The sequence below is a fragment of the Streptomyces sp. NPDC059499 genome (assembly GCF_042749285.1).
In the GTDB taxonomy this organism is placed as follows: Bacteria; Actinomycetota; Actinomycetes; order Streptomycetales; family Streptomycetaceae; genus Streptomyces.
In genome coordinates, this window is record NZ_JBHYTT010000009.1 from 40,547 (window position 1) to 63,345 (window position 22,799).

General features: G+C 72.1%; 23 protein-coding genes and 1 riboswitch. Of the genes, 12 read left to right on the plus strand and 11 right to left on the minus strand.

The window, feature by feature from the left end; translation table 11 throughout:
• The first annotated feature begins 82 nt into the window (after window positions 1–82).
• Window positions 83–1,876, plus strand: a complete 1,794-nt coding sequence (locus ACFW9O_RS21355; protein ID WP_384611349.1) for a glycoside hydrolase family 15 protein — start codon at window positions 83–85, stop codon at window positions 1,874–1,876.
• A 4-nt stretch (window positions 1,877–1,880) separates the two neighbouring features.
• Window positions 1,881–2,636: an SDR family oxidoreductase gene (locus ACFW9O_RS21360; RefSeq protein WP_384611351.1), complete on the plus strand. Its 756-nt coding sequence runs from the start codon at window positions 1,881–1,883 to the stop codon at window positions 2,634–2,636.
• A gap of 21 nt (window positions 2,637–2,657) precedes the next feature.
• Here the strand turns inward: ACFW9O_RS21360 and amaP are convergent, their stop codons facing one another.
• Genes amaP through ACFW9O_RS21385 form a run of 5 tightly spaced genes read right to left on the minus strand, consistent with a single transcriptional unit; the run spans window position 2,658 to window position 4,988 of the window.
• On the minus strand, window positions 2,658–3,236 hold the full coding sequence (amaP, locus tag ACFW9O_RS21365) for an alkaline shock response membrane anchor protein AmaP (RefSeq protein ID WP_384611353.1): 579 nt from the start codon (window positions 3,234–3,236) through the stop codon (window positions 2,658–2,660).
• Window positions 3,237–3,241: 5 nt separating this feature from the next.
• Window positions 3,242–3,922 (minus strand): DUF6286 domain-containing protein, encoded by a 681-nt coding sequence (locus ACFW9O_RS21370; protein WP_384611355.1) that lies wholly within the window; start codon window positions 3,920–3,922, stop codon window positions 3,242–3,244.
• Window positions 3,919–4,272 carry an Asp23/Gls24 family envelope stress response protein gene (locus tag ACFW9O_RS21375; protein WP_384611357.1) on the minus strand — a complete coding sequence of 118 codons (354 nt, stop codon included), beginning with the start codon at window positions 4,270–4,272 and terminating at the stop codon, window positions 3,919–3,921. The genes ACFW9O_RS21370 and ACFW9O_RS21375 overlap by 4 nt, the downstream gene beginning before the upstream one ends.
• Window positions 4,269–4,460 (minus strand): hypothetical protein, encoded by a 192-nt coding sequence (locus ACFW9O_RS21380; RefSeq protein ID WP_329212455.1) that lies wholly within the window; start codon window positions 4,458–4,460, stop codon window positions 4,269–4,271. The genes ACFW9O_RS21375 and ACFW9O_RS21380 overlap by 4 nt, the downstream gene beginning before the upstream one ends.
• A 36-nt stretch (window positions 4,461–4,496) precedes the next feature.
• Window positions 4,497–4,988, minus strand: a complete 492-nt coding sequence (locus tag ACFW9O_RS21385; RefSeq protein WP_384611358.1) for an Asp23/Gls24 family envelope stress response protein — start codon at window positions 4,986–4,988, stop codon at window positions 4,497–4,499.
• A 93-nt stretch (window positions 4,989–5,081) separates the two neighbouring features.
• On the opposite strand from ACFW9O_RS21385, the gene ACFW9O_RS21390 reads away from it, so the two are divergent.
• Window positions 5,082–5,789, plus strand: coding sequence for a hypothetical protein (locus tag ACFW9O_RS21390; RefSeq protein WP_384611360.1), 708 nt, complete (start codon window positions 5,082–5,084; stop codon window positions 5,787–5,789).
• 38 nt (window positions 5,790–5,827) lie between these two features.
• Here the strand turns inward: ACFW9O_RS21390 and ACFW9O_RS21395 are convergent, their stop codons facing one another.
• From ACFW9O_RS21395 to ACFW9O_RS21405, 3 genes are all read right to left on the minus strand, one after another.
• Window positions 5,828–6,619 carry an enoyl-CoA hydratase/isomerase family protein gene (locus tag ACFW9O_RS21395; protein WP_329212449.1) on the minus strand — a complete coding sequence of 264 codons (792 nt, stop codon included), beginning with the start codon at window positions 6,617–6,619 and terminating at the stop codon, window positions 5,828–5,830.
• 150 nt (window positions 6,620–6,769) lie between these two features.
• Window positions 6,770–6,991, minus strand: coding sequence for a helix-turn-helix domain-containing protein (locus ACFW9O_RS21400; protein ID WP_018518904.1), 222 nt, complete (start codon window positions 6,989–6,991; stop codon window positions 6,770–6,772).
• A 366-nt stretch (window positions 6,992–7,357) separates the two neighbouring features.
• A complete protein-coding gene (locus tag ACFW9O_RS21405; RefSeq protein WP_384611363.1) occupies window positions 7,358–8,956 on the minus strand; it encodes an ABC-F family ATP-binding cassette domain-containing protein in 1,599 nt (532 codons plus the stop codon).
• Window positions 8,957–9,212: 256 nt separating this feature from the next.
• Here ACFW9O_RS21405 and ACFW9O_RS21410 point away from each other — a divergent pair, with 256 nt between their 5' ends.
• Window positions 9,213–10,100, plus strand: coding sequence for a neutral zinc metallopeptidase (locus tag ACFW9O_RS21410; protein WP_384611365.1), 888 nt, complete (start codon window positions 9,213–9,215; stop codon window positions 10,098–10,100).
• A gap of 85 nt (window positions 10,101–10,185) precedes the next feature.
• Window positions 10,186–10,596: a VOC family protein gene (locus ACFW9O_RS21415; protein WP_351168696.1), complete on the plus strand. Its 411-nt coding sequence runs from the start codon at window positions 10,186–10,188 to the stop codon at window positions 10,594–10,596.
• A 30-nt stretch (window positions 10,597–10,626) separates the two neighbouring features.
• Here ACFW9O_RS21415 and ACFW9O_RS21420 read toward each other — a convergent pair whose 3' ends face one another.
• The 3 genes from ACFW9O_RS21420 to ACFW9O_RS21430 all read right to left on the minus strand — a co-directional run bounded on the left by ACFW9O_RS21420 (window position 10,627) and on the right by ACFW9O_RS21430 (window position 13,980).
• A complete protein-coding gene (locus tag ACFW9O_RS21420) occupies window positions 10,627–11,934 on the minus strand; it encodes a hypothetical protein (protein WP_384611646.1) in 1,308 nt (435 codons plus the stop codon).
• 184 nt (window positions 11,935–12,118) lie between these two features.
• Window positions 12,119–13,249, minus strand: a complete 1,131-nt coding sequence (locus ACFW9O_RS21425) for an alpha/beta hydrolase (protein ID WP_384611367.1) — start codon at window positions 13,247–13,249, stop codon at window positions 12,119–12,121.
• Between the two features lie 68 nt (window positions 13,250–13,317).
• Entirely contained in the window at window positions 13,318–13,980 is a 663-nt protein-coding gene (locus ACFW9O_RS21430) for a class II aldolase/adducin family protein (RefSeq protein ID WP_384611369.1), read from the minus strand.
• 304 nt (window positions 13,981–14,284) lie between these two features.
• Between ACFW9O_RS21430 and ACFW9O_RS21435 the strand changes: the two genes are divergently transcribed.
• The 7 genes from ACFW9O_RS21435 to ACFW9O_RS21465 all read left to right on the plus strand — a co-directional run bounded on the left by ACFW9O_RS21435 (window position 14,285) and on the right by ACFW9O_RS21465 (window position 22,778).
• Window positions 14,285–15,547: an anion permease gene (locus tag ACFW9O_RS21435; protein ID WP_384611371.1), complete on the plus strand. Its 1,263-nt coding sequence runs from the start codon at window positions 14,285–14,287 to the stop codon at window positions 15,545–15,547.
• 12 nt (window positions 15,548–15,559) lie between these two features.
• The gene (locus ACFW9O_RS21440; RefSeq protein WP_351168688.1) at window positions 15,560–15,781 is read left to right on the plus strand and encodes a hypothetical protein; all 222 of its coding nucleotides are present in this window, start codon (window positions 15,560–15,562) and stop codon (window positions 15,779–15,781) included.
• Window positions 15,782–15,943: 162 nt separating this feature from the next.
• Window positions 15,944–16,071, plus strand: a riboswitch (cobalamin riboswitch).
• A gap of 129 nt (window positions 16,072–16,200) precedes the next feature.
• Window positions 16,201–17,148, plus strand: coding sequence for a cobalamin biosynthesis protein (locus ACFW9O_RS21445; protein WP_384611373.1), 948 nt, complete (start codon window positions 16,201–16,203; stop codon window positions 17,146–17,148).
• Entirely contained in the window at window positions 17,145–18,800 is a 1,656-nt protein-coding gene (locus ACFW9O_RS21450; RefSeq protein ID WP_384611375.1) for a cobyric acid synthase, read from the plus strand. Before ACFW9O_RS21445 ends, ACFW9O_RS21450 begins: the two co-directional genes overlap by 4 nt.
• Window positions 18,797–20,830, plus strand: a complete 2,034-nt coding sequence (locus ACFW9O_RS21455) for a putative cobaltochelatase (protein WP_384611376.1) — start codon at window positions 18,797–18,799, stop codon at window positions 20,828–20,830. Before ACFW9O_RS21450 ends, ACFW9O_RS21455 begins: the two co-directional genes overlap by 4 nt.
• Entirely contained in the window at window positions 20,830–21,438 is a 609-nt protein-coding gene (gene cobO, locus ACFW9O_RS21460; protein ID WP_384611378.1) for a cob(I)yrinic acid a,c-diamide adenosyltransferase, read from the plus strand. The genes ACFW9O_RS21455 and cobO overlap by 1 nt, the downstream gene beginning before the upstream one ends.
• On the plus strand, window positions 21,432–22,778 hold the full coding sequence (locus tag ACFW9O_RS21465; RefSeq protein ID WP_384611379.1) for a cobyrinate a,c-diamide synthase: 1,347 nt from the start codon (window positions 21,432–21,434) through the stop codon (window positions 22,776–22,778). The genes cobO and ACFW9O_RS21465 overlap by 7 nt, the downstream gene beginning before the upstream one ends.
• The last annotated feature ends 21 nt before the right edge of the window (window positions 22,779–22,799 follow it).

Sequence of the window (22,799 nt, forward strand, 5' to 3'; positions counted from 1 at the left end):
GTGTCCGTGTACCGCCTCGCGCCGGTGTGTTGGGCCCGGCCGGGCTGCTTAACGGGGCCCAGGTTCGGGAAGACGCCAGAGCGTGACCCCACGTATCGAGGACTACGCACTCATCGGCGATCTGCAGACCGCCGCCCTGGTCGGCAGGAACGGTTCTGTCGACTGGCTGTGCCTGCCCCGCTTCGACTCGGGTGCCTGCTTCGCCGCCCTTCTCGGCGACGAGGACAACGGCCACTGGCGCATCGCCCCCCAGGGCACGAACGGCGCGGACACCTGCACCCGGCGCGCGTACGTGGCCGACTCCCTGGTGCTGGAGACGTTCTGGGAGACCAGAACCGGCACGGTGAAGGTCATCGACTTCATGCCGCAGCGCGACAAGGCGCCCGACGTCATGCGCATCGTCGAGGGGGTCAGCGGCAGTGTCGACATGAGCTCCGTCCTGAGACTGCGCTTCGACTTCGGCTCCGTGGTGCCGTGGATGCGCCGCTCGCACGGCCACCGGGTGGCCGTCGCGGGGCCCGACTCCGTCTGGCTGCGCAGCGAGCCGCCGGTCAAGACCTGGGGCCAGCAGTTCAGCACCTGCTCCTCGTTCACCGTCGCCGAGGGGGAGAAGGTGGCGTTCGTCCTCACCTGGCATCCCTCGCACGCCCCGCGTCCGAAGCTGATCGATCCGTACAAGGCGCTGAAGCACACCCTCACCGACTGGGCGAAGTGGTCGGCGCGCTGTACGTACCAGGGCAGGCACCGGGAAGCCGTGCTCCGCTCCCTGATCACCCTGAAGGCGCTCACCTACGCGCCCACCGGCGGAATCGTCGCGGCCCTCACGACGTCGCTGCCGGAGGAGATCGGCGGCGTACGGAACTGGGACTACCGCTACTGCTGGCTGCGGGACTCCACCCTCACGCTGGCCGCCATGGTCGCGGCCGGCTACCTGGAGGAGGCCGCCGCCTGGCGGGACTGGCTGCTGCGGGCCGTCGCCGGCGACCCGGCGGACCTGCAGATCATGTACGGCCTCGCGGGCGAGCGCAGACTCCCCGAGACCGAGCTGCCGTGGCTGAGCGGCTACGAGCATTCCCGGCCGGTCCGGACGGGCAACGCGGCGGTCCGGCAGCGGCAGCTCGATGTGTACGGCGAGGTCATCGACTCGCTCAGGGTGGCCCACGAGGCCGGACTCGACAGCAAGCCGCACGCCTGGAACCTGCAGCTCAGTCTGCTCGGCTTCCTGGAATCCACCTGGCGCGAACCGGACGAGGGCCTGTGGGAGGTCCGGGGGCAGCGCCGCCACTTCGTGCACTCCAAGGTGATGGCCTGGGTGGCCGCCGACCGGGCGGTGCGCACGCTGGAGGAGGACCCCGGGCTGCCGGGCGACGCGGACCGCTGGCGGGCGATGCGGGACGCCGTGCACGCGGAGGTCTGCGAGAAGGGCTACGACCCCGTACGCAATACGTTCACGCAGTACTACGGCTCGCAGGAGCTCGACGCCTCCACGCTGCTCATCGTCCGGACCGGTTTCCTGCCGCCCGACGACCCCCGGGTCATCGGCACGGTCGATGCCGTACGGGCCGGGCTCGCCCGGGACGGTCTGATCCGCCGCTACAGCACCGACGGCGTTTCCGTGGACGGTCTGCCCGGCGACGAAGGGGCTTTCATCGCCTGCTCGTTCTGGCTGGTGGACGCGTTGCTGCGGATCGGCAGGAAGGACGACGCCGAGGAACTGTTCGGACGGCTGCTGGAGCTGCGCAACGACGTGGGGCTGCTGGCCGAGGAGTACGACACGGTGGCCGGGCGCCAGCTCGGCAACTACCCGCAGGCGTTCAGCCATATCGGGCTGGTGAACAGCGCGGTCGACCTCGCCCGGCAGGACACGGCAGGATAGGGCCATGGATCTTGGACTGAAGGACCGCGTCTACATCGTCACCGGTGCGACCCGGGGGCTGGGCCGTGCGACCGCGCACGAACTGGTCGCCGACGGGGCGAAGGTGATCATCTCCGGCCGGGACGAGAAGGGGGTCGCGGCGGCCGCCGAGGACCTGGGGTCCGGCGCCCTCGGCGTCGTCGCCGACAACGCCGACCCGACGGCCGCGCAGCGCCTGGTGGACGCCGCGAAGGAACGCTTCGGCAGGCTGGACGGCATCCTCATCAGCGTCGGCGGACCCGCACCGGGCTTCGCCGCCGACAACACGGACGATCAGTGGCAGACCGCGTTCGAGTCGGTCTTCCTCGGTGCCGTACGGCTGGCCCGTACGGCGGCTGCCGCACTGGGCGAGGGCGGTGTCATCGGCTTCGTACTGTCCGCGTCGGTGCACGAGCCGATCGCCGGGCTCACCATCTCCAACGGCCTGCGCCCCGGCCTCGCCGGCTTCGCCAAGTCCCTCGCGAACGAGCTGGGCCCGCAGGGGATCCGGGTCGTCGGGGTGCTGCCGTCCCGCATCGAAACGGACCGGGTGCGCGAGCTGGACGCCCTGTCGGGTGACGCGGAGGCGGCCCGCAGGGCACACGAGGCGCGCATCCCGCTGCGCCGCTACGGCACGCCGGAGGAGTTCGGGAAGACCTCGGCCTTCCTGCTCTCCCCTGCCGCCTCGTATCTGACGGGCATCATGGTGCCCGTCGACGGCGGCGCCCGGCACGGCTTCTGACGGACCGAGCGGACAGCGCCGTCAGCTCACCCGCTCCGCACGGTGCTTGACGGCCTTGAGCCGTACCTCGGCGGGCAGCTCGTCCAGGCCCGCCGAGGTGCGCGCGTGGGCCAGCGCCTCGTCGGCGAGACCTCGCAGTGCCTGATCCGGGGCGGCGTGCGGCTCCAGCAGCAACCGCACGCGGGCCTGCGGAGCGGTGCGCCGGCCGGTCAGCACGACCTTGGCGTCGGAGACGCCGTCCAGGGTGCGTGCCTCGTTGCCGAGCACGCCCTCCAGGGCCCTGCCCCGCAGGAGCGCGCCCTGGCCGTCGCCGCTGTCGACGAGTACCTCGGCGAGACGGCCGCGGCGGAGCTGGGCGAGCAGCCACCACAGGGCGAGGACCACCAGGACGGCCAGGCCCGCGATGACGGCGGGCCACCACCAGCCCTCGTCCCGCCAGCGGTACCGGTCGTCCCGGCTGAGCAGCACATCGTCCTTGCCGTCGAAGGGCCACCAGGACGGCACGGACACACCGAGCCCCGTCGCCAGGACCGCCCCGCCCACGACGAGGAGGACCAGCCCGGCCAGAGCGAGCAGCACCCGGTTGACGGTTCCGATCACTCGGTTCACCCCTTCCTCGCCGCCCTGCGGACGTGAACGGACAGGCGCGGCGGTTTGGCCAGGCCCAGTTCCTTGATTCCCGCGCCCAGCGCGGTGTCCAGGTCGTTGCGGACGTCGTCGAGTTCACGGAAGTGCGACACGGCGCGGACGGCCACCTTGCCGCGTCCCGTCCTGACCCGTACGGACTGCACACCGGACACCTCCACGGCACGGTCGCGCAGGACCAGGCCGGCGGCCTTCCGGTCGAGTGCGGCCCGGACTCCGGGGTGGTCGCGGCGCATCGGCAGCAGCGCGCGCAGTCCGGGTGTGACGGCCAGCCAGAGCAGCCACAGGCCGATGGCCGCTGCCGCCGCGGAACCCGCCAGCACCCAGACGTCGTCGAGGTGACGGGTCGCCAGTTCGTCGGCGAGCGAGCGCCGCCACCGCATGGCCGGATGACCGGTCCGTACCGCCGCGATGTCGTAGAGCAGGAGCCCCGCGCCGCCGAGGACCACCAGACCGACGAGCGTAGCGGGGATCCGGCGCTCGGACCGGAACCGGCCGGTATGGCCGCCGGGCCGGTCGGGAACGGGATCGTAGGAGGAGCCGGACGCGGACTGGTCCATGTCGAGTACGCCCGTGGGTGCCGCGGACTCCGCGGTGGGCAGGCGCTGTGTGCTGTTCTCCGGGTCCTGGGGTTCGCTCATCGGATGCTCCCCTCCGGCATCGCGCCCGCTCCCGCGGGATGCAGCCGCTCGACCTGCACGGCGACTTCGGGCACTTCCATGCCCGCCAGTGCTTCTACCCGCTCGGTGACACGGCGACGCACCGCACCGCACTGGCGGCCGATGTCACTGGGGTATCCGAGCTCGAGGCTGACCCGGACCCGGGCGGTGTCCCGGAGCACGGTGACCGTGGCGCTCGGAGGCGCGCCGTCCTTGGGGGGCGCGCCGATTGCCTCCTTCGCCGCCTGCGCGGCGATCTTCGCGACGACCCGGTCGGCGATCCGGGTCTCCCCACGCTCCGCGGCGGCGACCCGGTCCGTCACCGCCGTCACCGTCGCCGGTCGCCGCGATCGCGACTACGGAAGAAGTCGCCGGGTTCAAGGTCGCCGTCCAGGAACCGACCGGCGATGAAGCCGACCGCACCCAGGGCGGCCACCAGCAGAAAGGCCCCGAACCCACCGAAGTATCCGGCGAAACCGAGCGCCATGCCGGCCAACAGGCCGGCCACAGCCATGCTCATCGTGCGCTCCTCAACTGCCTCATGGGGAAGGGAGGTCTACTGCAGACGTGGCTCGGGCTCGGGCTCGTCCTCCTCGTCGGGCAGTTTGACATCACTGACCGCGATGTTGACCTCGACCACTTCGAGACCGGTCATCCGCTCGACGGCGGCGACGACGTTCTCACGCACATCGCGGGCCACGTCGGCGATCGACACCCCGTAGTCGACGACGATCTCCAGGTCGAGAGCGGTCTGGGACTCGCCGACCTCCGCCTTGACGCCGCGGGTCACGGACTTGCCTCCGCCCGGCACCCGGTCGCGTACCGCTCCGAAGGTCCGGGAGAAGCCGCTGCCCATCGCGTGGACGCCCACGACATCGCGCGCGGCCATCCCGGCGATCTTCTCGACCACACCGTCGGCGATCGTCGTGCGACCGCGGGTGGCGGGGGCTCCCCCACCGCGCTTGGTGAGCGGATTCTTCCTGCCGTCGTCCCCGCCGGACACACCGCCGGGGTTGTCGGGCCGGTTCCGCTGTGGGGTCTCGGTCATCGCCGCTCTTCCCTTCGGGGCAGGATTGGACTTCGTCGCCCACATTAAGTGCGCTTGCCCCGTCCCGCGCCGTGGATGCGGCAGGCTGGGGCGATGACAACGGCTGACAGCCCGCACCGGGCCGACGGATGGACCGCTGCGGTACGGCAACGGCTGGACCTCGGCCGGTTACTCCCTCTGGGCGGCCCCGCCGACGGGACCTGGATCGCGGAACGGGCGGCGGCGGCCGTGCTGCGGGAGGCCGCGAACGGCTCGGGGGCGGTGCTGGGGCGGCTCAGGATCGACGGGTCGGACGCGGACAGCACGGCGGACAGCGCGCCGGAGCCGGTGGTCCCCCCTCCGCCCGGTGCGCTGCCGCCGGGACCGCTGCGGATCGAGGCGGACTTCGCCACGACGGCGCAGCGGCCGCTGCACGTCACCGCGGACGCGCTGCGTTCCGCGCTGCTCACTGCGGCGTCCGCACGGCTGGGTCTGGACGTCGCCGAGGTGGACCTTCGGGTGACCGGGCTGCTGGACGAGGAGCCCGGGCCCGCCGCGGTTCCGCGGGCCGAGGTGCACGGGACCGAGGCGGACGGGGTGGCGGGGATCGCGGCCGCCGGGGTACCCGGCGTCTTCTCGCTGACGCGGGTGCTGGGCAGCGCGGTGCACACGGGTGCGGGTCATGTCCGGGTGGAGCTGGCGACGGCCGGGGACCATCGTGCGCTCGATGTGGCGCGGGCCGTGCGCGAGGCGGTGGCCTATGCCGTGGAGGACCGGCCGTCCGTCGCCGTGCTGGTCACGGCCGTGGTGGAGCACGGCTGACCCCGCCCCGAACGGGGACGGGGTCAGGGTGGGAGCGTTCAGTCGGTGACGCCGGCGAGGTCGCGCAGCCGGCGGCCCTGTGCGGCACGCTCGGCGGTGCGCTGCTCCTCGTACGTACGGGAGACCGCGCCGCTCAGCAGGGCCTTGGTCTCGACAACCGCGTCGCGCGGGGCGGCGAGCAGTGCGGCGGCCAGGTCGCGGGCTGCCGCGTCCAGCTGGTCGGCGGGGACCACGAGGTTGGCGAGGCCGGTGCGCTCGGCCTCCTCGGCGTGCACGAAGCGGCCGGTGGCGCAGATCTCGAGCGCGCGGGCGTACCCCACGAGGTTCACCAGGGGGTGGGTGCCCGTGAGGTCGGGAACGAGACCGAGGCCGGTCTCGCGCATGGCGAACTGCACGTCCTCGGCGGCGATCCGGAGGTCGCAGGCGAGGGCGAGCTGGAAGCCGGCGCCGATCGCATGGCCCTGGACGGCCGCGATCGACACGATGTCGTTGCGGCGCCACCAGGTGAACCCCTCCTGGTACTCGGCGATGGTCGCGTCGAGGTCGGCCTCGGAGCCACGCGCCATGTCGAGGAAGGACGGCTCACCGTCGAACCCCTCGGGGGTGAACGCCTGCCGGTCGAGTCCCGCGGAGAAGGACTTGCCCTCGCCACGCAGCACGACGACCCGCACGTTGCCGGGCAGTACCCGTCCGGCCTCTGCCAACGCCCGCCACAGAGCGGGAGACTGAGCGTTGCGCTTGGCCGGGTTGGTGAGCGTCACCGTGGCAACCGCGTCATCGACGGTGAGCCGTACGCCGTCCTTGTCGAGCACAGAGTCGAGCGAGGTCATGGGGCGCCTCCGGATCGGGTGCAGTCAGCACTTACTGGCAAGTACTGAACAGTAACCACCCGGACGACCTGACGATCGGCCGGGTGGCCACCCGGTGTTCCGGCGAGCCCCGGGGGCCGGCACATGCCGTCCCCGGACCGCTGCCCGCCGTCAGGCCGTAGCGGCCTTCTTGCCTCGTGTCGCTCCGCCGCGTCCCCGCAGCGTCACTCCGGACTCGCTGAGCATCCGGTGGACGAACCCGTAGGAGCGGCCGGTTTCCTCGGCCAGCGCCCGGATGCTCGCACCGGAGTCGTACTTCTTCTTCAGGTCTGCCGCGAGCTTGTCGCGCGCGGCGCCGGTTACCCGGCTGCCCTTCTTCAGAGTCTCGGCCACCCGTGCCTCCTCAAGGAAGTGCGCTCTGGACTCTCATGATCACCCCTCCTGGGCTTCCTGGCCACCCATTCGGCAAGGTCCGTCCGACCGGTTTCCGGGTCCTGAAGCGGGGAGACACAAGTGGAATCAAGCATTCCGAGGGGTTACGGAGGCCTACGGGGCGGCTGTTCGAAAGAACGGCCAGGTCAGGGCCGTACGGGGTGAGTCGCCCCAAATGGGTGCCCCTGCCAGGCATCTGCCGGGCGCCGCGCCGGGGTACGAGACCCGCTCACCCAGATGATGGATCACACGTAGGCCGAATGATCCAGACGCGGTGGATCGCCGGAATCGCGGCGGGACCGGGCCGGGACGACCGGCCCCCCGGGGTCAGGCCAGGGCGACCAGGTCCCGGTAGTCCGCACCCCAGAGGTCCTCGACCCCGTCGGGCAGCAGGATGATCCGCTCCGGCTGGAGCGCCTCGACGGCGCCCTCGTCGTGGGTGACGAGCACGACCGCGCCCTTGTACGTGCGCAGCGCGCCGAGGATCTCCTCGCGGCTGGCCGGGTCGAGGTTGTTCGTCGGCTCGTCGAGGAGCAGCACGTTGGCGGACGAGACGACCAGGGTCGCCAGGGCGAGCCGGGTCTTCTCACCGCCGGAGAGAACTCCCGCGGGCTTGTCGACGTCGTCGCCGGAGAAGAGGAAGGAGCCGAGCGTCTTGCGGACCGCGACGAGGTCGAGGTCGGGCGCCGCGGAGCGCATGTTCTCCAGGACGGTCCGGTCCGGGTCGAGGGTCTCGTGCTCCTGGGCGTAGTACCCGAGCTTGAGCCCGTGGCCCTCGATGATGTCGCCGGTGTCAGGCTTCTCGGCACCGCCGAGGAGGCGCAGCAGCGTGGTCTTGCCCGCACCGTTGAGGCCGAGGATGACGACGCGGGAGCCCTTGTCGATGGCGAGGTCGACGTCCGTGAAGATCTCGAGCGACCCGTACGACTTGGAGAGGCCCTCCGCCATCAGCGGGGTCTTGCCGCAGGGCGAGGGGTCGGGGAAGCGCAGCTTGGCGACCTTGTCGGAGACCCGGACGGCCTCCAGGCCCGAGAGCAGCCGGTCGGCTCGCTTGGCCATGTTCTGCGCGGCGACGGTCTTGGTGGCCTTGGCGCGCATCTTGTCGGCCTGCGCGTTGAGGGTCGCGGCCTTCTTCTCGGCGTTCTGGCGCTCGCGCTTGCGGCGCTTCTCGTCCGCCTCGCGCTGCTGCTGGTAGAGCTTCCAGCCCATGTTGTAGACGTCGATCTGCGCGCGGTTGGCGTCGAGGTAGAAGACCTTGTTGACCACCGTCTCGACGAGATCGACATCGTGGGAGATCACGATGAAGCCGCCGCGGTAGGTCTTGAGGTAGTCGCGCAGCCAGACGATCGAGTCCGCGTCCAGGTGGTTGGTGGGCTCGTCGAGGAGCAGGGTGTCGGCGTCCGAGAACAGGATGCGGGCGAGCTCGACTCGGCGGCGCTGACCACCGGAGAGCGTGTGCAGGGGCTGACCGAGCACCCGGTCGGGCAGGCTGAGCGCGGCGGCGATGGTGGCGGCCTCGGCCTCGGCGGCGTATCCGCCCTTGGTGAGGAACTCCGTCTCCAGGCGCTCGTACTTCTTCATCGCCTTTTCGCGGGTGGCGCCCTGGCCGGTCGACATCCGCTGCTCGTTCTCCCGCATCTTGCGCAGGATCTCGTCGAGTCCGCGGGCGGAGAGGATACGGTCGCGGGCCAGGACCTCGAGGTCGCCGGTGCGCGGGTCCTGCGGCAGGTAGCCGACCTCACCGGAGCGCGTGATGGTGCCGCCGGCCGGGGTTCCTTCACCGGCGAGGCACTTGGTGAGGGTGGTCTTGCCCGCTCCGTTACGGCCGACCAGGCCGATGCGGTCGCCCTTGGCGATACGGAAGGAGGCGGACTCGATGAGGATGCGGGCGCCGGCGCGCAGCTCGATGCCGGAAGCGGTGATCACGGAAAAACTCCAGGGCGGTATGGACGGCGGAGGGACGGTAACGGACTCACGACTCGACGCCGTCTAATGCACAAGGAGAATTGCCATGGAGCTCATTCTACTGGCGGTGTCCACCTGCTTTTCCGCGTGCTTCCGGCCTGCCACCCCGTGACCACGGCGTGTCACATAAAGGGGCATCCCTTACCGAACTGTCCGATACTCGGCGCAGGGCTGTAAGGGTGCCGTGCCGCAGCCGGAGCAGAGGGTGGTGCGCCCCATGCAGTTCGACGACGACGCCGACCTGGACACATCCGAGGTCCAGGATGTGCGCGGCAGCCGGATCCCGGGCGGCAGGGCCACCATGGGCGGCGGCATCATCGGCATCATCGCGCTGGTCCTGGGGCTCTTCTTCGGCGTCGGCCCGGACCAGCTCGGACTCTCCTCGGGCGACCCCGACACGACCGCGACCGCGTCGTCCGCCGCCCAGGTCCAGCAGAGCTGCCTGACGGGCGAGGACGCGAACACCAAGGACGACTGCCGGACCGTGGCGGTGGTCAACAGCGTGCAGGACTACTGGCGCCAGGAATTCGCCCGGAGCGGCGAGACGTACACGCCTGCGCGGACCGTCCTGTTCAGCGACCGGATCGGCACCGCGTGCGGGTCGGCCACCTCGGCGGTCGGGCCGTTCTACTGCCCGGGTGACCGGCAGGTCTATCTGGACCTGGGATTCTTCGACGAGCTGCGCACGACGTTCGGATCGAGCGGCGGGCCGTTCGCCGAGGCGTATGTCGTCGCCCACGAGTACGGCCACCACGTGCAGAACCAGCTGGGCACGCTGAGCAGGGCGCAGGACGGGCGGCAGGGCGCCGACAGCAATTCCGTGAAGGTGGAGCTGCAGGCGGACTGCTACGCCGGGGTGTGGGCGAACCACGCGACCACCACCCCCGCCGAGTCGGGGCGCCCTTTGATCACCGAGCTGACGGAGGCGGACATCCGGGACGGCCTGGACGCCGCGGCGGCGGTCGGTGACGACCGGATCCAGGAGAGGTTCCAGGGGAGCGTGAATCCGGAGTCGTGGACGCACGGCTCGTCGGAGCAGCGCCGGCAGTGGTTCACGACGGGATTCCGTACCGGGGACCCGAGCCGCTGCGACACGTTCCGCTGAACCGCCGCACTGTCGGTGCCGGGTGGAACACTGAGACGCAGATCACAGCAAACCGGTGGGAACAGCTTGGGAGAAGGTGAGCTCGATGGCAGGCGCGGGCGGTGTACCGACGATCTATCCGACGGTTCTGTACGACGACGCGAAGGCCGCGATCAGGACGCTGACCCAGGCCCTGGGCTTCACGGAGGAAGCGGTGTACGAGGGGAAGGACGGCAGCGTCCTGCATGCCGAGCTGTCCTGCGGCAACGGCAGGGTGATGCTCGGCTCCAAGGGGGGCGAAGGCGTGTTCGCCAAGGCGATGGCGGGGGCGGGACCCGCGGGGGTGTACGTCGTCGTGGACGAGGTGGACGAGCACCACGCGCGGGCCGTGGAGCACGGCGTGGAGATCCTGATGCCGCCCACCGACCAGGACTACGGCTCGCGTGACTACATGGCGCGGGACGCGGAGGGCAACGTCTGGAGCTTCGGGACGTACGCCCCGGGTTCGGCGGGCTGACCGCCTCCCCCGGGACTTCGCGTTCCGCGCTCAGGCGCCGCCGGTGTGCACCTGGAAGGCCGCCCGGCGTACGGCCTTGGCGAGTGCCGGGTCGGGGTGGGCGGCGGCCAGGGCGACCAGTACCTGCACGGTGCGCGGGTGTCCGACCGCGCGGACCTCGTCGAGCAGGGCCGGGACCGTGCCCTGGACGGCGGAGTCGAGATGGCGGACCAGGAGTCCGGTCTCGCCGTGGTCCGCGACCGCCGCGGCGGTGTCGATCCAGAGCCAGGTGGCTTCCTCGCGGCTGAGGACGTCCTGGGCGTCGTCCGGGTCGGCACCCTCGTACTCGGCGAGCCAGAGCAGGGCGTACGGACGCAGTGGCGGTTCGCTGACGACGGTGCGCACCACGGGCTCCGCGGGAGCGCCGACGACGCGCAGCGCCTCGAAGGCGAGGCCGCGCAGCAGTGCGTCCTCGCCGCGGGCGACGGCGAGCAGTTCGGTCACCGCGCTGCCGACGGTCCGGGCGGCGAGCCAGGCCCGGTATTCGACGCGGGCGGGCCCGGGGGTGAGCCGGGCGCAGCCGAGCAGCATGTCGGCGGCGGACTGCTCGATGTTCCCGGCCGGGCTCTGGGCGGCGACGCAGATCTGTTCGAGCTTGACCCAGACCGCCCAGTTGCCGAGGGGGGTGAGTGTGGCCTGTCCGGCGCCGAGCGTCAGCGCGCCGACGGCGGCGAGGCCTTCGAGGGCCCAGTCGAGCAGGAGCGCGTTCAGGTCCTCGGGCTGCCCGGTCGCGGTGCTGCCGGGGGTGGGCTGCTGCGGCGGCCCGTACGGCACCTCGCACCGCTCCTCGTGGAGTTCCGCGACGCGCTGGCCGAGGAGGTCGAGGAGGGCGGGCACGGTGACGGGGCCGGCGGAGAGCTGCAGGAGCGAGAGCACCTGGGGCACCGCCTCGACGGCTTCGGCGACGGCGGTCGCCTCGATTCCTTCGGGTGCGGCGTGGACGAGCGACCAGGCGTCGAAGAGCGCCACCCAGCCGCGGAGCACGGCAGAGTCGTCCCGGTCCCAGGCGCGCAGCCTCCAGCCGGGGCGGGCGGTGTCGCCGTGGAGTTCGATCAGTCCGGCCAGCCTGGCCCGGTCCCAGCCGGTCTGTATCTGGGCGGGGGACAGTTCCAGCGCCGCCGCGGCCCGTTCCAGGGCCTGGGTGGCGAGCGGAGCGGCCCCCGGGCCCGCCGCGTCGGCGGCCCAGTGGGCGATCCGGACGGCGTGGGCGAGCACGGCCCTGGCCTGGCGTGCCAGTTCCGCAGGGGGCGGTGTGCCCTCGGGTGGGCGGGGGGCCGGCCTGGTGCGCCGGGTGGTCACGGCCTTGCGGGCGGTGGCAAGGGGTCGCGGGCGGACAAGTCGCAGCCTGGAGTCGCGCGGGGTACGGGACGTCACGGGAGCAGTCTTGCCTCTGACGGCCCGAAAGCCCAAACGGAAGCCGGATCCCATGGGTACGGGAAGGATTCGGGCCCGGTCACCAACCGGGCCGTTCCATCCCATCAGCTCACATCAGGGGCGTGAGGAAGCGTCTGAGGGCCTCTTCGTAACGTGCCGGACCGGCATTCCACATCGCCGCATGCGGAGCCTGCGCCACGGAGTGCAGGGTGACCAGGTCGGGACGCAGTGCGGCCAGTCGCCGGGACGGCTGCCAGGGCGCCAGGGTGTCGTCGGGGCCGTGGAAGATCAGCGTGGGGGCGTGCAGGGCGGTCGGTACGGAGGTCTCCAGGAGCGGGGCGCCGCGCAGTCCGGTCTGGCCCTGGGCGGCCCGGACGGCGAGGGGCAGGAGTGCGGCGGGGATGCCGTGGGCGACGGCCAGGGCGCGGAGTGTGACCTTCCAGTCCAGCACCGGGGAGTCCAGGACGAGACCGCTGATGCGGTCGCGGAGTGCGGAGTTGACGGCGGTGTGCAGGGCCATCGTGGCGCCGGTGGACCAGCCGTGGACGACGACGCGTTCGGCCCCGTAGCGCACGGCGTACCGGATGGCCGCGTCCAGGTCGCGCCACTCGGACTCGCCGAGGTGGCCGAGCCCGTCCGGGGAGCGGGGTGCGCCGGTGTCACCCCGGTAGGCGAGGTCGAGCACCGGGAACTGCTGCTCCTGCAGGAATCCCGTCACGTTCAGGGGGTGTTCGCGGGTGGTCCCGAGACCGTGCACGGTGATCACCCAGGTGTCGCGGGCGCCGGGGAGGAACCACGCGGGCAGGGCGCCCAGCTCGCCGGGGATCTCCACCTCCTTGTACGCGAGGCCGAGTGCGCCGAGCGGGTCGCCGCTGTGGAGCTCGGGGGTGAGGCGGACCTTGGCACCCGGTTCCAGGCTGCCGCTGGTGACGCGTTCCAGCCTGCGTACGACGGTGTCGGCGGAGTCGTGCAACGCCTGCTCGACGACCGGGCCGACGATCGCCCGGACGTCGCGGCCCACCAGCCCGTACGTGCCGGGGCGCAGCGCGGCGAAGGAGCGGGTCAGGGTGACCTGCCCGGGCGCCGTGTCGTGCACGGTGAGTCTGCGGTCCCCGGGGAAGGGGCGTGGTGACGGGGCCCCGAGGGCGGCGTCGCTGGCGTACCGGCCGGCCGCGACCGCTGCCGCTCCGACGCCGAGGATCGTGGAGACGGCTGCTGCCGTCGCTGTTGCCGGGCGCACGGCTCCAGTGTCCTGGGCCGCGCCGCGGTCGGCCAGCGGGACGGGGCCGTCCGGTGCCGGGCCCGGGCTCAGCCGGGCTGGCCGTACCCCTTCAGGGCGTCCTGGACGTCACGCAACTGGGCGCGGGAGAGCAGGGACGGGTGGTGGCCGGGCACGGAGCTCGCGGTGAGCCAGAGCCTGCACATCCATTCGAGCTGGGCGGTGCGGTCGTAGGCCTCGTCGAGGGTGTCCCCGTAGGTGACCGTTCCGTGGTTCTGCAGCAGGCAGCCGGTGCGGTCGCGCAGGGCGGTGAGCATGTTCCCGGCAAGCTCCGGCGTCCCGTACCGGGCGTAGGCGGCGGTGCGGACGGGGCCGCCGAGCATGGCGGCGGCGTAGTGCACCAACGGGACCTCGTCGACGAGGGTGGAGACGGCCGTGGCGTGGACCGCGTGGGTGTGCACGACGGCGGCGGCGCCGCTGTTGTTGTTGTAGACGGCCAGGTGGAGGGGGAGCTCGCTGGTCGGGGCCATGTCGCCGAGGACCCGGCGCCCTTCGAGGTCGACGCCGACCGCGTCCCCGGGGCCCAGCCGGTCGTAGGGCACTCCACTGGGGGTGACCAGGACGACTCCGCCGACCCGCGCCGACACGTTGCCCGAGGTGCCGACGACCAGTCCGTCCGCGGCAGTCCTGCGGGCCGTCGCGACGACGCCGTCCCATGCCCGCTCGATCGCGTCCTGGTGCTGATCGCTCATGCGGCGATCCTAGGGTCAGGCATTCGGATCACGCCGGGTCCGTCGGGTCTGTCGGGCGAAGCCGTCGCTGAGCACGTGAGCGATGTCTCTCCAATGGGGCAAATGCGGCAGACCAGGTGGGCGCCGAAACCCGGCGCAGGCCGGTTCCCCCACCGCCGCGGCCCGCTGCGACCGCCTCGGGCGCACACAAGCGGAATGGCTGTTCGCGCTTGGGGTCACCGCAACGCCCTGCCCAGTTCATCTTCCGTTCACCCAGGTTGCTTACGTTCCTACAGCCACTGACGTCGAACGATTGCCTGGGTAAATGGAACACATCACGCTGCTGCTCGCGATCGTGATCGTGACAGCTCTCGTGTTCGATTTCACGAACGGTTTCCACGACACCGCCAACGCGATGGCCACCACCATCTCGACCGGCGCTCTCAAGCCCAAGACAGCGGTGGCCATGTCCGCCGTTCTCAACCTCGTCGGCGCGTTCCTGTCGGTGGAGGTCGCCAAGACGATCTCCGGCGGGATCATCAACGAGAACGGCCTCAGAACCGAGGTCATCTTCGCGGCGCTCGTCGGCGCCATCCTGTGGAATCTACTGACCTGGCTGGTCGGCCTGCCCTCCAGCTCCTCCCACGCACTCTTCGGCGGTCTCATCGGCGCCGCGGTGATGTCGGCCGGATGGTCCTCGATCAACGGAGGCACCGTCGTCACGAAGGTCCTCCTGCCCGCGATTGCGGCCCCGCTCGTCGCCGGTCTGGCCGCACTGCTGGCCACGAAGCTGACGTACCGCCTCAACCGGAAGATCACCGACGAGGCGCAGCTGAAGTCGACCGCCAAGGGCTACCGGGCCGGACAGATCGCCTCGGCCGGTCTCGTCTCGCTCGCCCACGGCACCAACGACGCCCAGAAGACGATGGGCATCATCACCCTGGCCCTGGTCACCGGAGGCGTGCTCGCCCCCGGTTCCAACCCGCCGGTCTGGGTCATCGCCTCCGCCGGTATCGCCATCGCGATGGGCACCTACCTCGGCGGCTGGCGCATCATCCGCACCATGGGCAGCGGCCTCACCGAGCTCAAGCCGCCGCAGGGCTTCGCCGCCCAGACCAGTGCGGCCACGGTCATCCTGGCCTCCTCGCACCTCGGCTTCTCCCTCTCCACCACCCAGTCCTGCTCCGGTGCCGTGATGGGCGCCGGTCTCGGACGCAAGGGAGGCGTGGTCCGCTGGTCCACGGCCACCCGCATGTTCATCGCCTGGGGCCTGACCCTGCCGGCCGCCGGTCTGGTCGGCGCGGGCGCGGAGTTCCTCACCAAACAGGGCCCCTGGGGTGTCGGCGTGGTCGCCGTGCTCCTCGTCGCGGGCTCCGGTGCCATCTGGCTGCTGTCGCGCCGCAAGCCGGTCGACCACACCAACGTCAACGAGACGGACGCCGAGCCCGCGGGCGTCGTCACCACCGCCATCGCGGCCGTCAGCCCTCCGCCCGTCGGCTCCGGCGTCCCGGACCTCAAGACCACCATCCCGGCCCCGGCCCCGACGGCCGGATCCCCGGCCGACCCGGCCCGACCGGCCACGGTGTAAGGACAGATCCGCATGAACATCGACTGGGCAGCTCTCGCCTCCGTCTTCGGCGTCAGCCTCGTGGTCACCGTCGCACTGGTCGGCCTCTTCACTCTCGGCATCATCGGCCTCTCCAAGCAGGCCGCGGCGGTTCAGTCCGGCGGATCTCTCACGCTGGCGCGCACCGGCGCGTACGCCTGCTTCGGGCTGTGCGCGGCGGCGGTCGCCTACGGGATCTATCTGATCGTCGTCTGACCACCCGGCACCACGCCGCCGTCTCCTCGCATCGGGCCGGACACACCACGTGTGTGTCCGGCCCGATGTGCGTCTGCGCACACTGCACTCCCGCAGGTCAACGGCAGGTTGACGGGCGTTCACGGGGCGTGGTGGACTGCCGGTGCCATTTACGGCGACAGGAGAGGAAGCCGGTGCGAATCCGGCGCGGTCCCGCCACTGTCACCGGGGAGCAGGCCCCCACACGGAAGTCACGGTCCGGCACGGACTGGAAGGCCGGGGGAACTGCGGATCCGGAAGCCAGGAGACTCTCGTCGCCGGTCACGTCGAACCAGGGCGCGGACCCTGAGTTAAGGACATCTGCCATGCCTGGCTGCCGTGCGTCGGTCCCTGTGCCACCCGCTCCGAACGTCCTTCGAGGCACGACGGCCGGCTGAACCGTGCGAGCCGACCGCATCTTCGCGTACGGCGCCACCGCCGGTCTGATCGGCGACCTGCTGCTGGGTGACCCCCGGCGGGGCCACCCCGTCGCCGCCTTCGGGCAGGCCGCGGCAGGCGTCGAGAGCCGGCTGTGGCGCGATCACCGCGGCTGGGGCGCCCTGCACGCGCTCGTCTGCGCCGGGGGCGCCGTGGGCGCCGCCGCGCTGGCCGCCCGTGCCGTACGGAACCGTCCCGCCGCTGCCGTGGCCCTGACCGCCGCCGCCACCTGGTCCGTCATCGGCGGTACGTCGCTGGGCCGGGAGGCCCGCGCCATCGGCGGTGCGCTCGCCGCCGGTGACATCGAGGTGGCCCGGGAGCGGCTGCCGCACCTCTGCGGCCGTGACCCCCAGTCCCTCGACGGACAGCAGATCGCCCGCGCGGTGGTGGAGTCCGTCGCCGAGAACACCTCCGACGCCGTCGTCGGCGCTCTGGTGTGGGGCGCCCTCGGCGGTGTCCCGGGCCTCGTCGGGTTCCGGGCCGTCAACACCCTCGACGCCATGGTCGGCCACAGGTCGCCGCGCCACCGGCGCTACGGCTGGGCCTCGGCCCGCCTCGACGACCTCGCCGGCTGGCCGGGTGCCCGCCTCACCGCCGTGCTCGCGGTGGCCGCCGGTGGCCGTCCGCGCGAGGCCGTACGCGCCTGGCGGGCCGACGCGGGCAAGCATCCGAGCCCCAACGCGGGCCCGGTGGAGGCGTCGTTCGCGGGTGCGCTCGGTGTGCGCCTCGGCGGGACCCTCGCGTACGGCGGGCGGGTCGAGCACCGGCCCGTGCTCAACGGGGAGAACGGCCGGGACGTGCGGGTCACGGATATCGAACGCGCGGTGCGGCTGTCGCGCCGGGTGAGTGTGCTGGCCCTCGGCGTGTGTGCGGCCGCGCGGCTGGCTTCGGGAAGGAGAGGCCGGGCATGAGCGGCGGACAGGGCGGCGGGCTGTTGGTCGCGGGAACGACCTCGGACGCGGGCAAGAGCGTCGTCACGGCGGGAATCTGCCGGTGGCTGGTGCGCCGGGGGGTGAAGGTCGCACCGTTCAAGGCGCAGAACATGTCGCTGAACTCGTTCGTCACCCACGAGGGCGCGGAGATCGGCCGCGCCCAGGCGATGCAGGCGCAGGCCGCCCGGGTGGAGCCGAGCGTGCTGATGAATCCGGTGCTGCTCAAGCCCGGTGGTGACCGCTCCAGTCAGGTGGTCCTGATGGGGAAGCCGGTCGGCGAGATGAGCGCACGGGGCTACCACGGCGGCCGTCAGGAATCGCTGCTGGGGACGGTCGTGGACTGTCTGGAGCAACTACGGGGCACGTATGACGCCGTGATCTGCGAGGGGGCGGGCAGTCCCGCCGAGATCAATCTGCGGCGCACGGACATCGTGAACATGGGCATCGCGCGGGCGGCTCGCTTCCCGGTGCTGGTCGTCGGGGACATCGACCGGGGCGGGGTGTTCGCTTCGTTCTTCGGGACGACGGCGCTGCTGAGCGCCGAGGACCAGTCGCTGGTCGCCGGGTACCTCGTCAACAAGTTCCGCGGCGATGTGTCGCTGCTGGAGCCCGGCCTGGACATGCTGTACGAGCTCACCGGGCGCCGTACGTACGGGGTGCTGCCGTTCGCCCACGGCCTCGGTATCGACGAGGAGGACGGACTGCGGGTGTCGATGCGCGGCGCCGTGCGGGAGTCGGTCGTCGCGCCTCCGCACGGACCGGACGTCCTGAGGGTCGCGGTGTGCGCCGTGCCGCTGATGTCGAACTTCACCGATGTGGACGCGCTGGCGGCCGAGCCGGGTGTGGTGGTGCGGTTCGTGGACCGGGCCGAGGAGCTCGCCGACGCGGACCTGGTGATCGTGCCCGGTACGCGCGGCACGGTGAAGGCGCTGGCGTGGCTGCGCGAGCGGGGGCTGGCCGACGCGCTGCTGCGGCGGGCCGCCGAGGGGCTGCCGGTGCTGGGGATCTGCGGCGGTTTCCAGGTGCTCGGTGAGTCCATCGAGGACGAGGTGGAATCGCGGGCGGGGCTGGTCGAGGGGCTCGGGCTGCTGCCGGTGCGGATCCGGTTCGGCCGGGAGAAGGTGCTGGGCCGGCCTGTCGGATCGGCGCTCGGGGAGCCCGTGGAGGGGTACGAGATCCATCACGGGGTCGCCGATGTGCGCGGCGGTGAGCCGTTCCTGGACGGATGCCGGGTGGGCGCCGTGTGGGGCACGCACTGGCACGGGTCGCTGGAGAGCGACGCGTTCAGGCGGCGGTTCCTGGCGGAGGTGGCGCGGGCTGCCGGGCGGCGGTTCGTGGCGGCTCCGGACACGAGCTTCTCGGAGCTCCGGGAGGAACAGCTGGACCGGCTGGGGGATCTGATCGAGGAGCACGCGGACACGGATGCGTTGTGGCGGCTGATCGAGCAGGGGGCACCGGCGGGACTGCCGTTCGTGCCGCCGGGGGCACCGCGGGGAGCGGGGACGGTGGCGTCCCGTGACCGGGGCTCCGCCCCGGACCCCGGTCCTCGAACGCCGGACAGGCTGGATACCGCTGAGCGAACGCCCGATGTGGCTGGAGCAGTTGATCTCGTGACAGAGGAGGCACCGTGAGTACCCCGTATCCCTTCACCGCCATCGTCGGACAGGACGATCTGCGGCTCGGACTGTTGCTGAACGCCGTCAGTCCGGCCGTCGGCGGTGTTCTCGTGCGGGGCGAGAAGGGCACCGCCAAGTCCACCGCCGTACGGGCGCTCGCCGCGCTCATGCCGGAGGTGTCCGTGGTCTCCGGGTGCCGGTTCTCCTGCGATCCGGCCGCGCCCGACCCGGCGTGTCCCGACGGTCCGCACGAGGCAGGGACCGGCGTGTCGCGTGCCGCGCGGACCGTGGAGCTGCCCGTCGGCGCGTCCGAGGACCGGCTCGTGGGTGCGCTGGACATCGAGCGGGCGCTCTCGGAGGGGGTGAAGGCCTTCGAGCCGGGGCTCCTCGCCGACGCGCATCGCGGGATCCTGTACGTGGACGAGGTCAACCTGCTCCACGACCACCTGGTGGACCTGCTGCTCGACGCGGCGGCCATGGGTGCCTCGTACGTCGAACGCGAAGGCGTCTCCGTACGGCATGCGGCGCGGTTCCTGCTGGTCGGGACGATGAACCCCGAAGAGGGCGAGCTGCGCCCGCAGTTGCTGGACCGCTTCGGGCTGACCGTCGAGGTGGCCGCTTCCCGCGACACCGACCAGCGGGTCGAGGTCGTGCGGCGGAGGCTCGCTTACGACGACGATCCGGACGGGTTCGCCGCCCGGTGGGCGCAGGAGGAGGGCGCGTTGCGGGCACGGATCGCCGCCGCGCGTGTCCTGCTGCCCGAAGTGGTGCTCGGGGACGGCGTGTTGCGGCAGATCGCGGCGACGTGCGCGGCCTTCGAGGTGGACGGCATGCGTGCCGACATCGTCATGGCCCGCACCGCGACGGCGCTGGCCGCGTGGGCGGGGCGCGACGAGGTCACCGCCGAGGACGTGCGGCAGGCCGCGCTGCTGGCGCTCCCCCACCGGCGGCGGCGCAATCCGTTCGACGCGCCGGGGCTGGACGAGGACAAGCTGGACGACACCCTCAGGGACGCGGCCGGGGACGAGGGCGGCAACGACGGCGACGGCGACGACGAGCCCGATCCCGACGGGCCCGGCGGCGGTGACGGTGGCGGCGGCGGGGTGCCTCCGCAGGACCCCGGCCCCGAGGCCCCGGACCGGAGCGGGGACACCGGTCCCGAGCAGGGTGGTGAGGCCCCCGCGCAGGGGCGGCCCCCGGGCGGCGGGGAGCAGCAGCCCGTACGTGCCTCGGAGCCGTTCCGCACGAAGATGCTCAGCGTGCCCGGTCTCGGTGAGGGCGCGGCAGGGCGGCGGTCCCGGGCGCGTACGGAGCACGGGCGGACGACGGGGGCGCGGCGGCCCCAGGGGGCGCTGACGAAGCTGCATCTCGCGGCGACCGTGCAGGCGGCGGCGCCGCACCAGCGGGCGCGCGGGCGGTCCGGGCGGGGGCTCGTCGTACGGCGTGACGATCTGCGGCAGGCGACGCGGGAGGGGCGCGAGGGGAACCTGGTGCTGTTCGTGGTGGACGCCTCGGGGTCGATGGCGGCCCGGCAGCGGATGAGCGCCGTGAAGGGTGCCGTGATGTCGCTGCTGCTGGACGCCTATCAACGGCGGGACAAGGTGGGCCTGGTGACGTTCCGCGGCAAGGACGCCGAGGTCGCGCTGCCGCCCACCTCTTCGGTGGACGCGGCTGCGGCGCGGCTGGAGTCGCTGCCGACCGGCGGGCGCACCCCGCTGGCCGCGGGGCTGCTGAGGGCGCACGACGTCCTGCGGGTGGAACGGATGCGCGATCCGTCCCGGCGGCCGCTGCTCGTCGTGGTGACGGACGGCCGGGCGACCGGCGGTCCGGACCCGGTGGCGCTGGCCGCGCGGGCGGGCCGGCTGCACGCCGCCGAGGGCACGGCGTCCGTCGTCGTGGACTGCGAGTCGGGGTTCGTGCGCCTCGGGCTCGCCGCACAGCTCGCCCGGGACCTGGGGGGAAGCGCGGTCACGCTCGACGAGCTGCGCGCCGACTCGATCGCCGGGCTGGTCAAGGACGTTCAAGCAGCCGGGAGGGCCGCGTAATGCCACAGGGACAGCCTGTATCGGTGCCGGACGACGGACTGACGACGCGTCAGCGACGCAATCGTCCGCTCCTCTTCGTCCACACGGGCATCGGCAAGGGCAAGTCGACGGCGGCCTTCGGGCTCGCGCTGCGGGCCTGGAACCAGGGCTGGCCGATCGGGGTGTTCCAGTTCGTGAAGTCGGCGAAGTGGAAGGTCGGCGAGGAGAACGCGCTGAAGGTGCTCGGGGCGAGCGGCGAGGGCGGCACCGTCGACTGGCACAAGATGGGCGAGGGCTGGTCGTGGGTCCAGCGTGGCCTCCACGGCGACAACTCCGACAACGAGGAGAAGGCCCGTGAGGGCTGGGAGCAGGTCAAGCGCGACCTGGCGGCTGAGACGTACAAGCTGTACGTGCTGGACGAGTTCGCCTATCCGATGCACTGGGGCTGGATCGACACCGACGAGGTCGTCGAGGTGATGCGCGACCGTCCGGGGACGCAGCATGTCGTGATCACCGGGCGCAACGCTCCCGCGAAGCTGATCGAGGCCGCCGACCTGGTGACCGACATGTCGAAGGTCAAACACCCGATGGACGCCGGTCAGAAGGGCCAGAGGGGCATCGAGTGGTGAGTGTCCCTCGTCTGGTGATTGCCGCGCCGGCTTCCAACAGCGGAAAGACCACGGTCGCGACGGGCCTGATGGCGGCCTTCGCGGGCCGCGGCCTCGCCGTGTCCCCGCACAAGGTGGGCCCGGACTACATCGACCCGGGGTACCACGCCCTGGCCACCGGCCGTCCGGGGCGCAATCTGGACGCGTACATGTGCGGTACGGAGCTGATCGCCCCGTTGTTCGCGCACGGTGCCGCCGGTGCCGACCTGGCGGTCGTCGAGGGCGTGATGGGGCTGTACGACGGTGCTTCGGGGCAGGGTGAACTCGCCTCCACGGCACAGGTGTCGAAGCTGCTCCGGGCTCCCGTCGTACTGGTCGTCGACGCCTCTTCGCAGTCCCGTTCGGTCGCTGCCCTCGTGCACGGTTTCGCGTCCTGGGATCCGGAGGTGCGGATCGGCGGGGTCATCCTCAACAAGGTCGCGTCCGACCGGCACGAGGCCCTGCTGCGGGAGGCCCTGGAGGAGACGGGCCTGCCGGTGCTCGGGGCGCTGCGGCGGGCACCGCAGGTGGTGACGCCTTCGCGCCATCTGGGTCTGGTTCCGGTGGCGGAGCGGCAGACCGAGGCCGTCGACGCGGTACGGGCGATGGCGGAGCGGGTACGGGCGGGCTGCGACCTGGACGCCCTGCTGGCGCTGGCCCGTTCGGCGCCCGCGCTGCCCGACGAGGTGTGGGAGCCGGAGCGGCATTCCGTCGAGGGGGTACGGCCGGTGGTGGCCGTGGCGGGCGGGGCCGCGTTCACGTTCGCGTACGCGGAACACGCCGAGCTGCTGACGGCCGCCGGAGCGGATGTGGTGGTCTTCGACCCGTTGCACGACGAGAAGCTGCCCTCGGGGACGGCGGGGCTGGTCATAGGCGGCGGCTTCCCCGAGATGTACGCGCCTGAGCTCTCGGCGAACGAGCCGCTGCGCAGGTCGGTGACCGAACTCGCCCTGTCCGGCGCCCCGGTGGCGGCGGAGTGCGCGGGGCTGCTGTATCTGGCGCGTGAGCTGGACGGGCGTCCGATGTGCGGGGTCCTGGACGCCTCGGCCCGGATGTCCGAGCGGCTGACGCTCGGCTACCGGCAGGCGGTCGCGGTGTCCGACAGTGTGCTGGCGGCTGCGGGAACCCGGCTGCGCGGGCACGAGTTCCACCGGACGGTGCTGGAGCCGGGCGCGGGTGCCTCCCCCGCCTGGGGCATGCACCAGCCGGAACGACGGGTGGAGGGCTTCGTCCAGAAGGGCGTGCACGCGAGTTATCTGCACACGCACTGGGCGGCGTCACCCGGGGTGGCCCGGCGCTTCGTGGAGCACTGCCGGGCATGAGCACAGCGAAAGGGTCGAGAG

Bases quoted from the DNA above. Each gene is read 5' to 3' on its own strand.
- ACFW9O_RS21415 (WP_351168696.1), top strand. From the start codon at position 10,186: ATGGCAGGCGCGGGCGGTGTACCGACGATCTATCCGACGGTTCTGTAC.
- ACFW9O_RS21440 (WP_351168688.1), top strand. From the start codon at position 15,560: ATGAACATCGACTGGGCAGCTCTCGCCTCCGTCTTCGGCGTCAGCCTC.
- ACFW9O_RS21390 (WP_384611360.1), top strand. From the start codon at position 5,082: ATGACAACGGCTGACAGCCCGCACCGGGCCGACGGATGGACCGCTGCG.
- ACFW9O_RS21370 (WP_384611355.1), bottom strand. From the start codon at position 3,922: ATGAGCGAACCCCAGGACCCGGAGAACAGCACACAGCGCCTGCCCACC.
- ACFW9O_RS21395 (WP_329212449.1), bottom strand. From the start codon at position 6,619: ATGACCTCGCTCGACTCTGTGCTCGACAAGGACGGCGTACGGCTCACC.
- ACFW9O_RS21410 (WP_384611365.1), top strand. From the start codon at position 9,213: ATGCAGTTCGACGACGACGCCGACCTGGACACATCCGAGGTCCAGGAT.
- ACFW9O_RS21360 (WP_384611351.1), top strand. From the start codon at position 1,881: ATGGATCTTGGACTGAAGGACCGCGTCTACATCGTCACCGGTGCGACC.
- ACFW9O_RS21430 (WP_384611369.1), bottom strand. From the start codon at position 13,980: ATGAGCGATCAGCACCAGGACGCGATCGAGCGGGCATGGGACGGCGTC.
- ACFW9O_RS21385 (WP_384611358.1), bottom strand. From the start codon at position 4,988: ATGACCGAGACCCCACAGCGGAACCGGCCCGACAACCCCGGCGGTGTG.
- ACFW9O_RS21435 (WP_384611371.1), top strand. From the start codon at position 14,285: ATGGAACACATCACGCTGCTGCTCGCGATCGTGATCGTGACAGCTCTC.
- ACFW9O_RS21380 (WP_329212455.1), bottom strand. From the start codon at position 4,460: ATGAGCATGGCTGTGGCCGGCCTGTTGGCCGGCATGGCGCTCGGTTTC.
- ACFW9O_RS21450 (WP_384611375.1), top strand. From the start codon at position 17,145: ATGAGCGGCGGACAGGGCGGCGGGCTGTTGGTCGCGGGAACGACCTCG.
- cobO (WP_384611378.1), top strand. From the start codon at position 20,830: ATGCCACAGGGACAGCCTGTATCGGTGCCGGACGACGGACTGACGACG.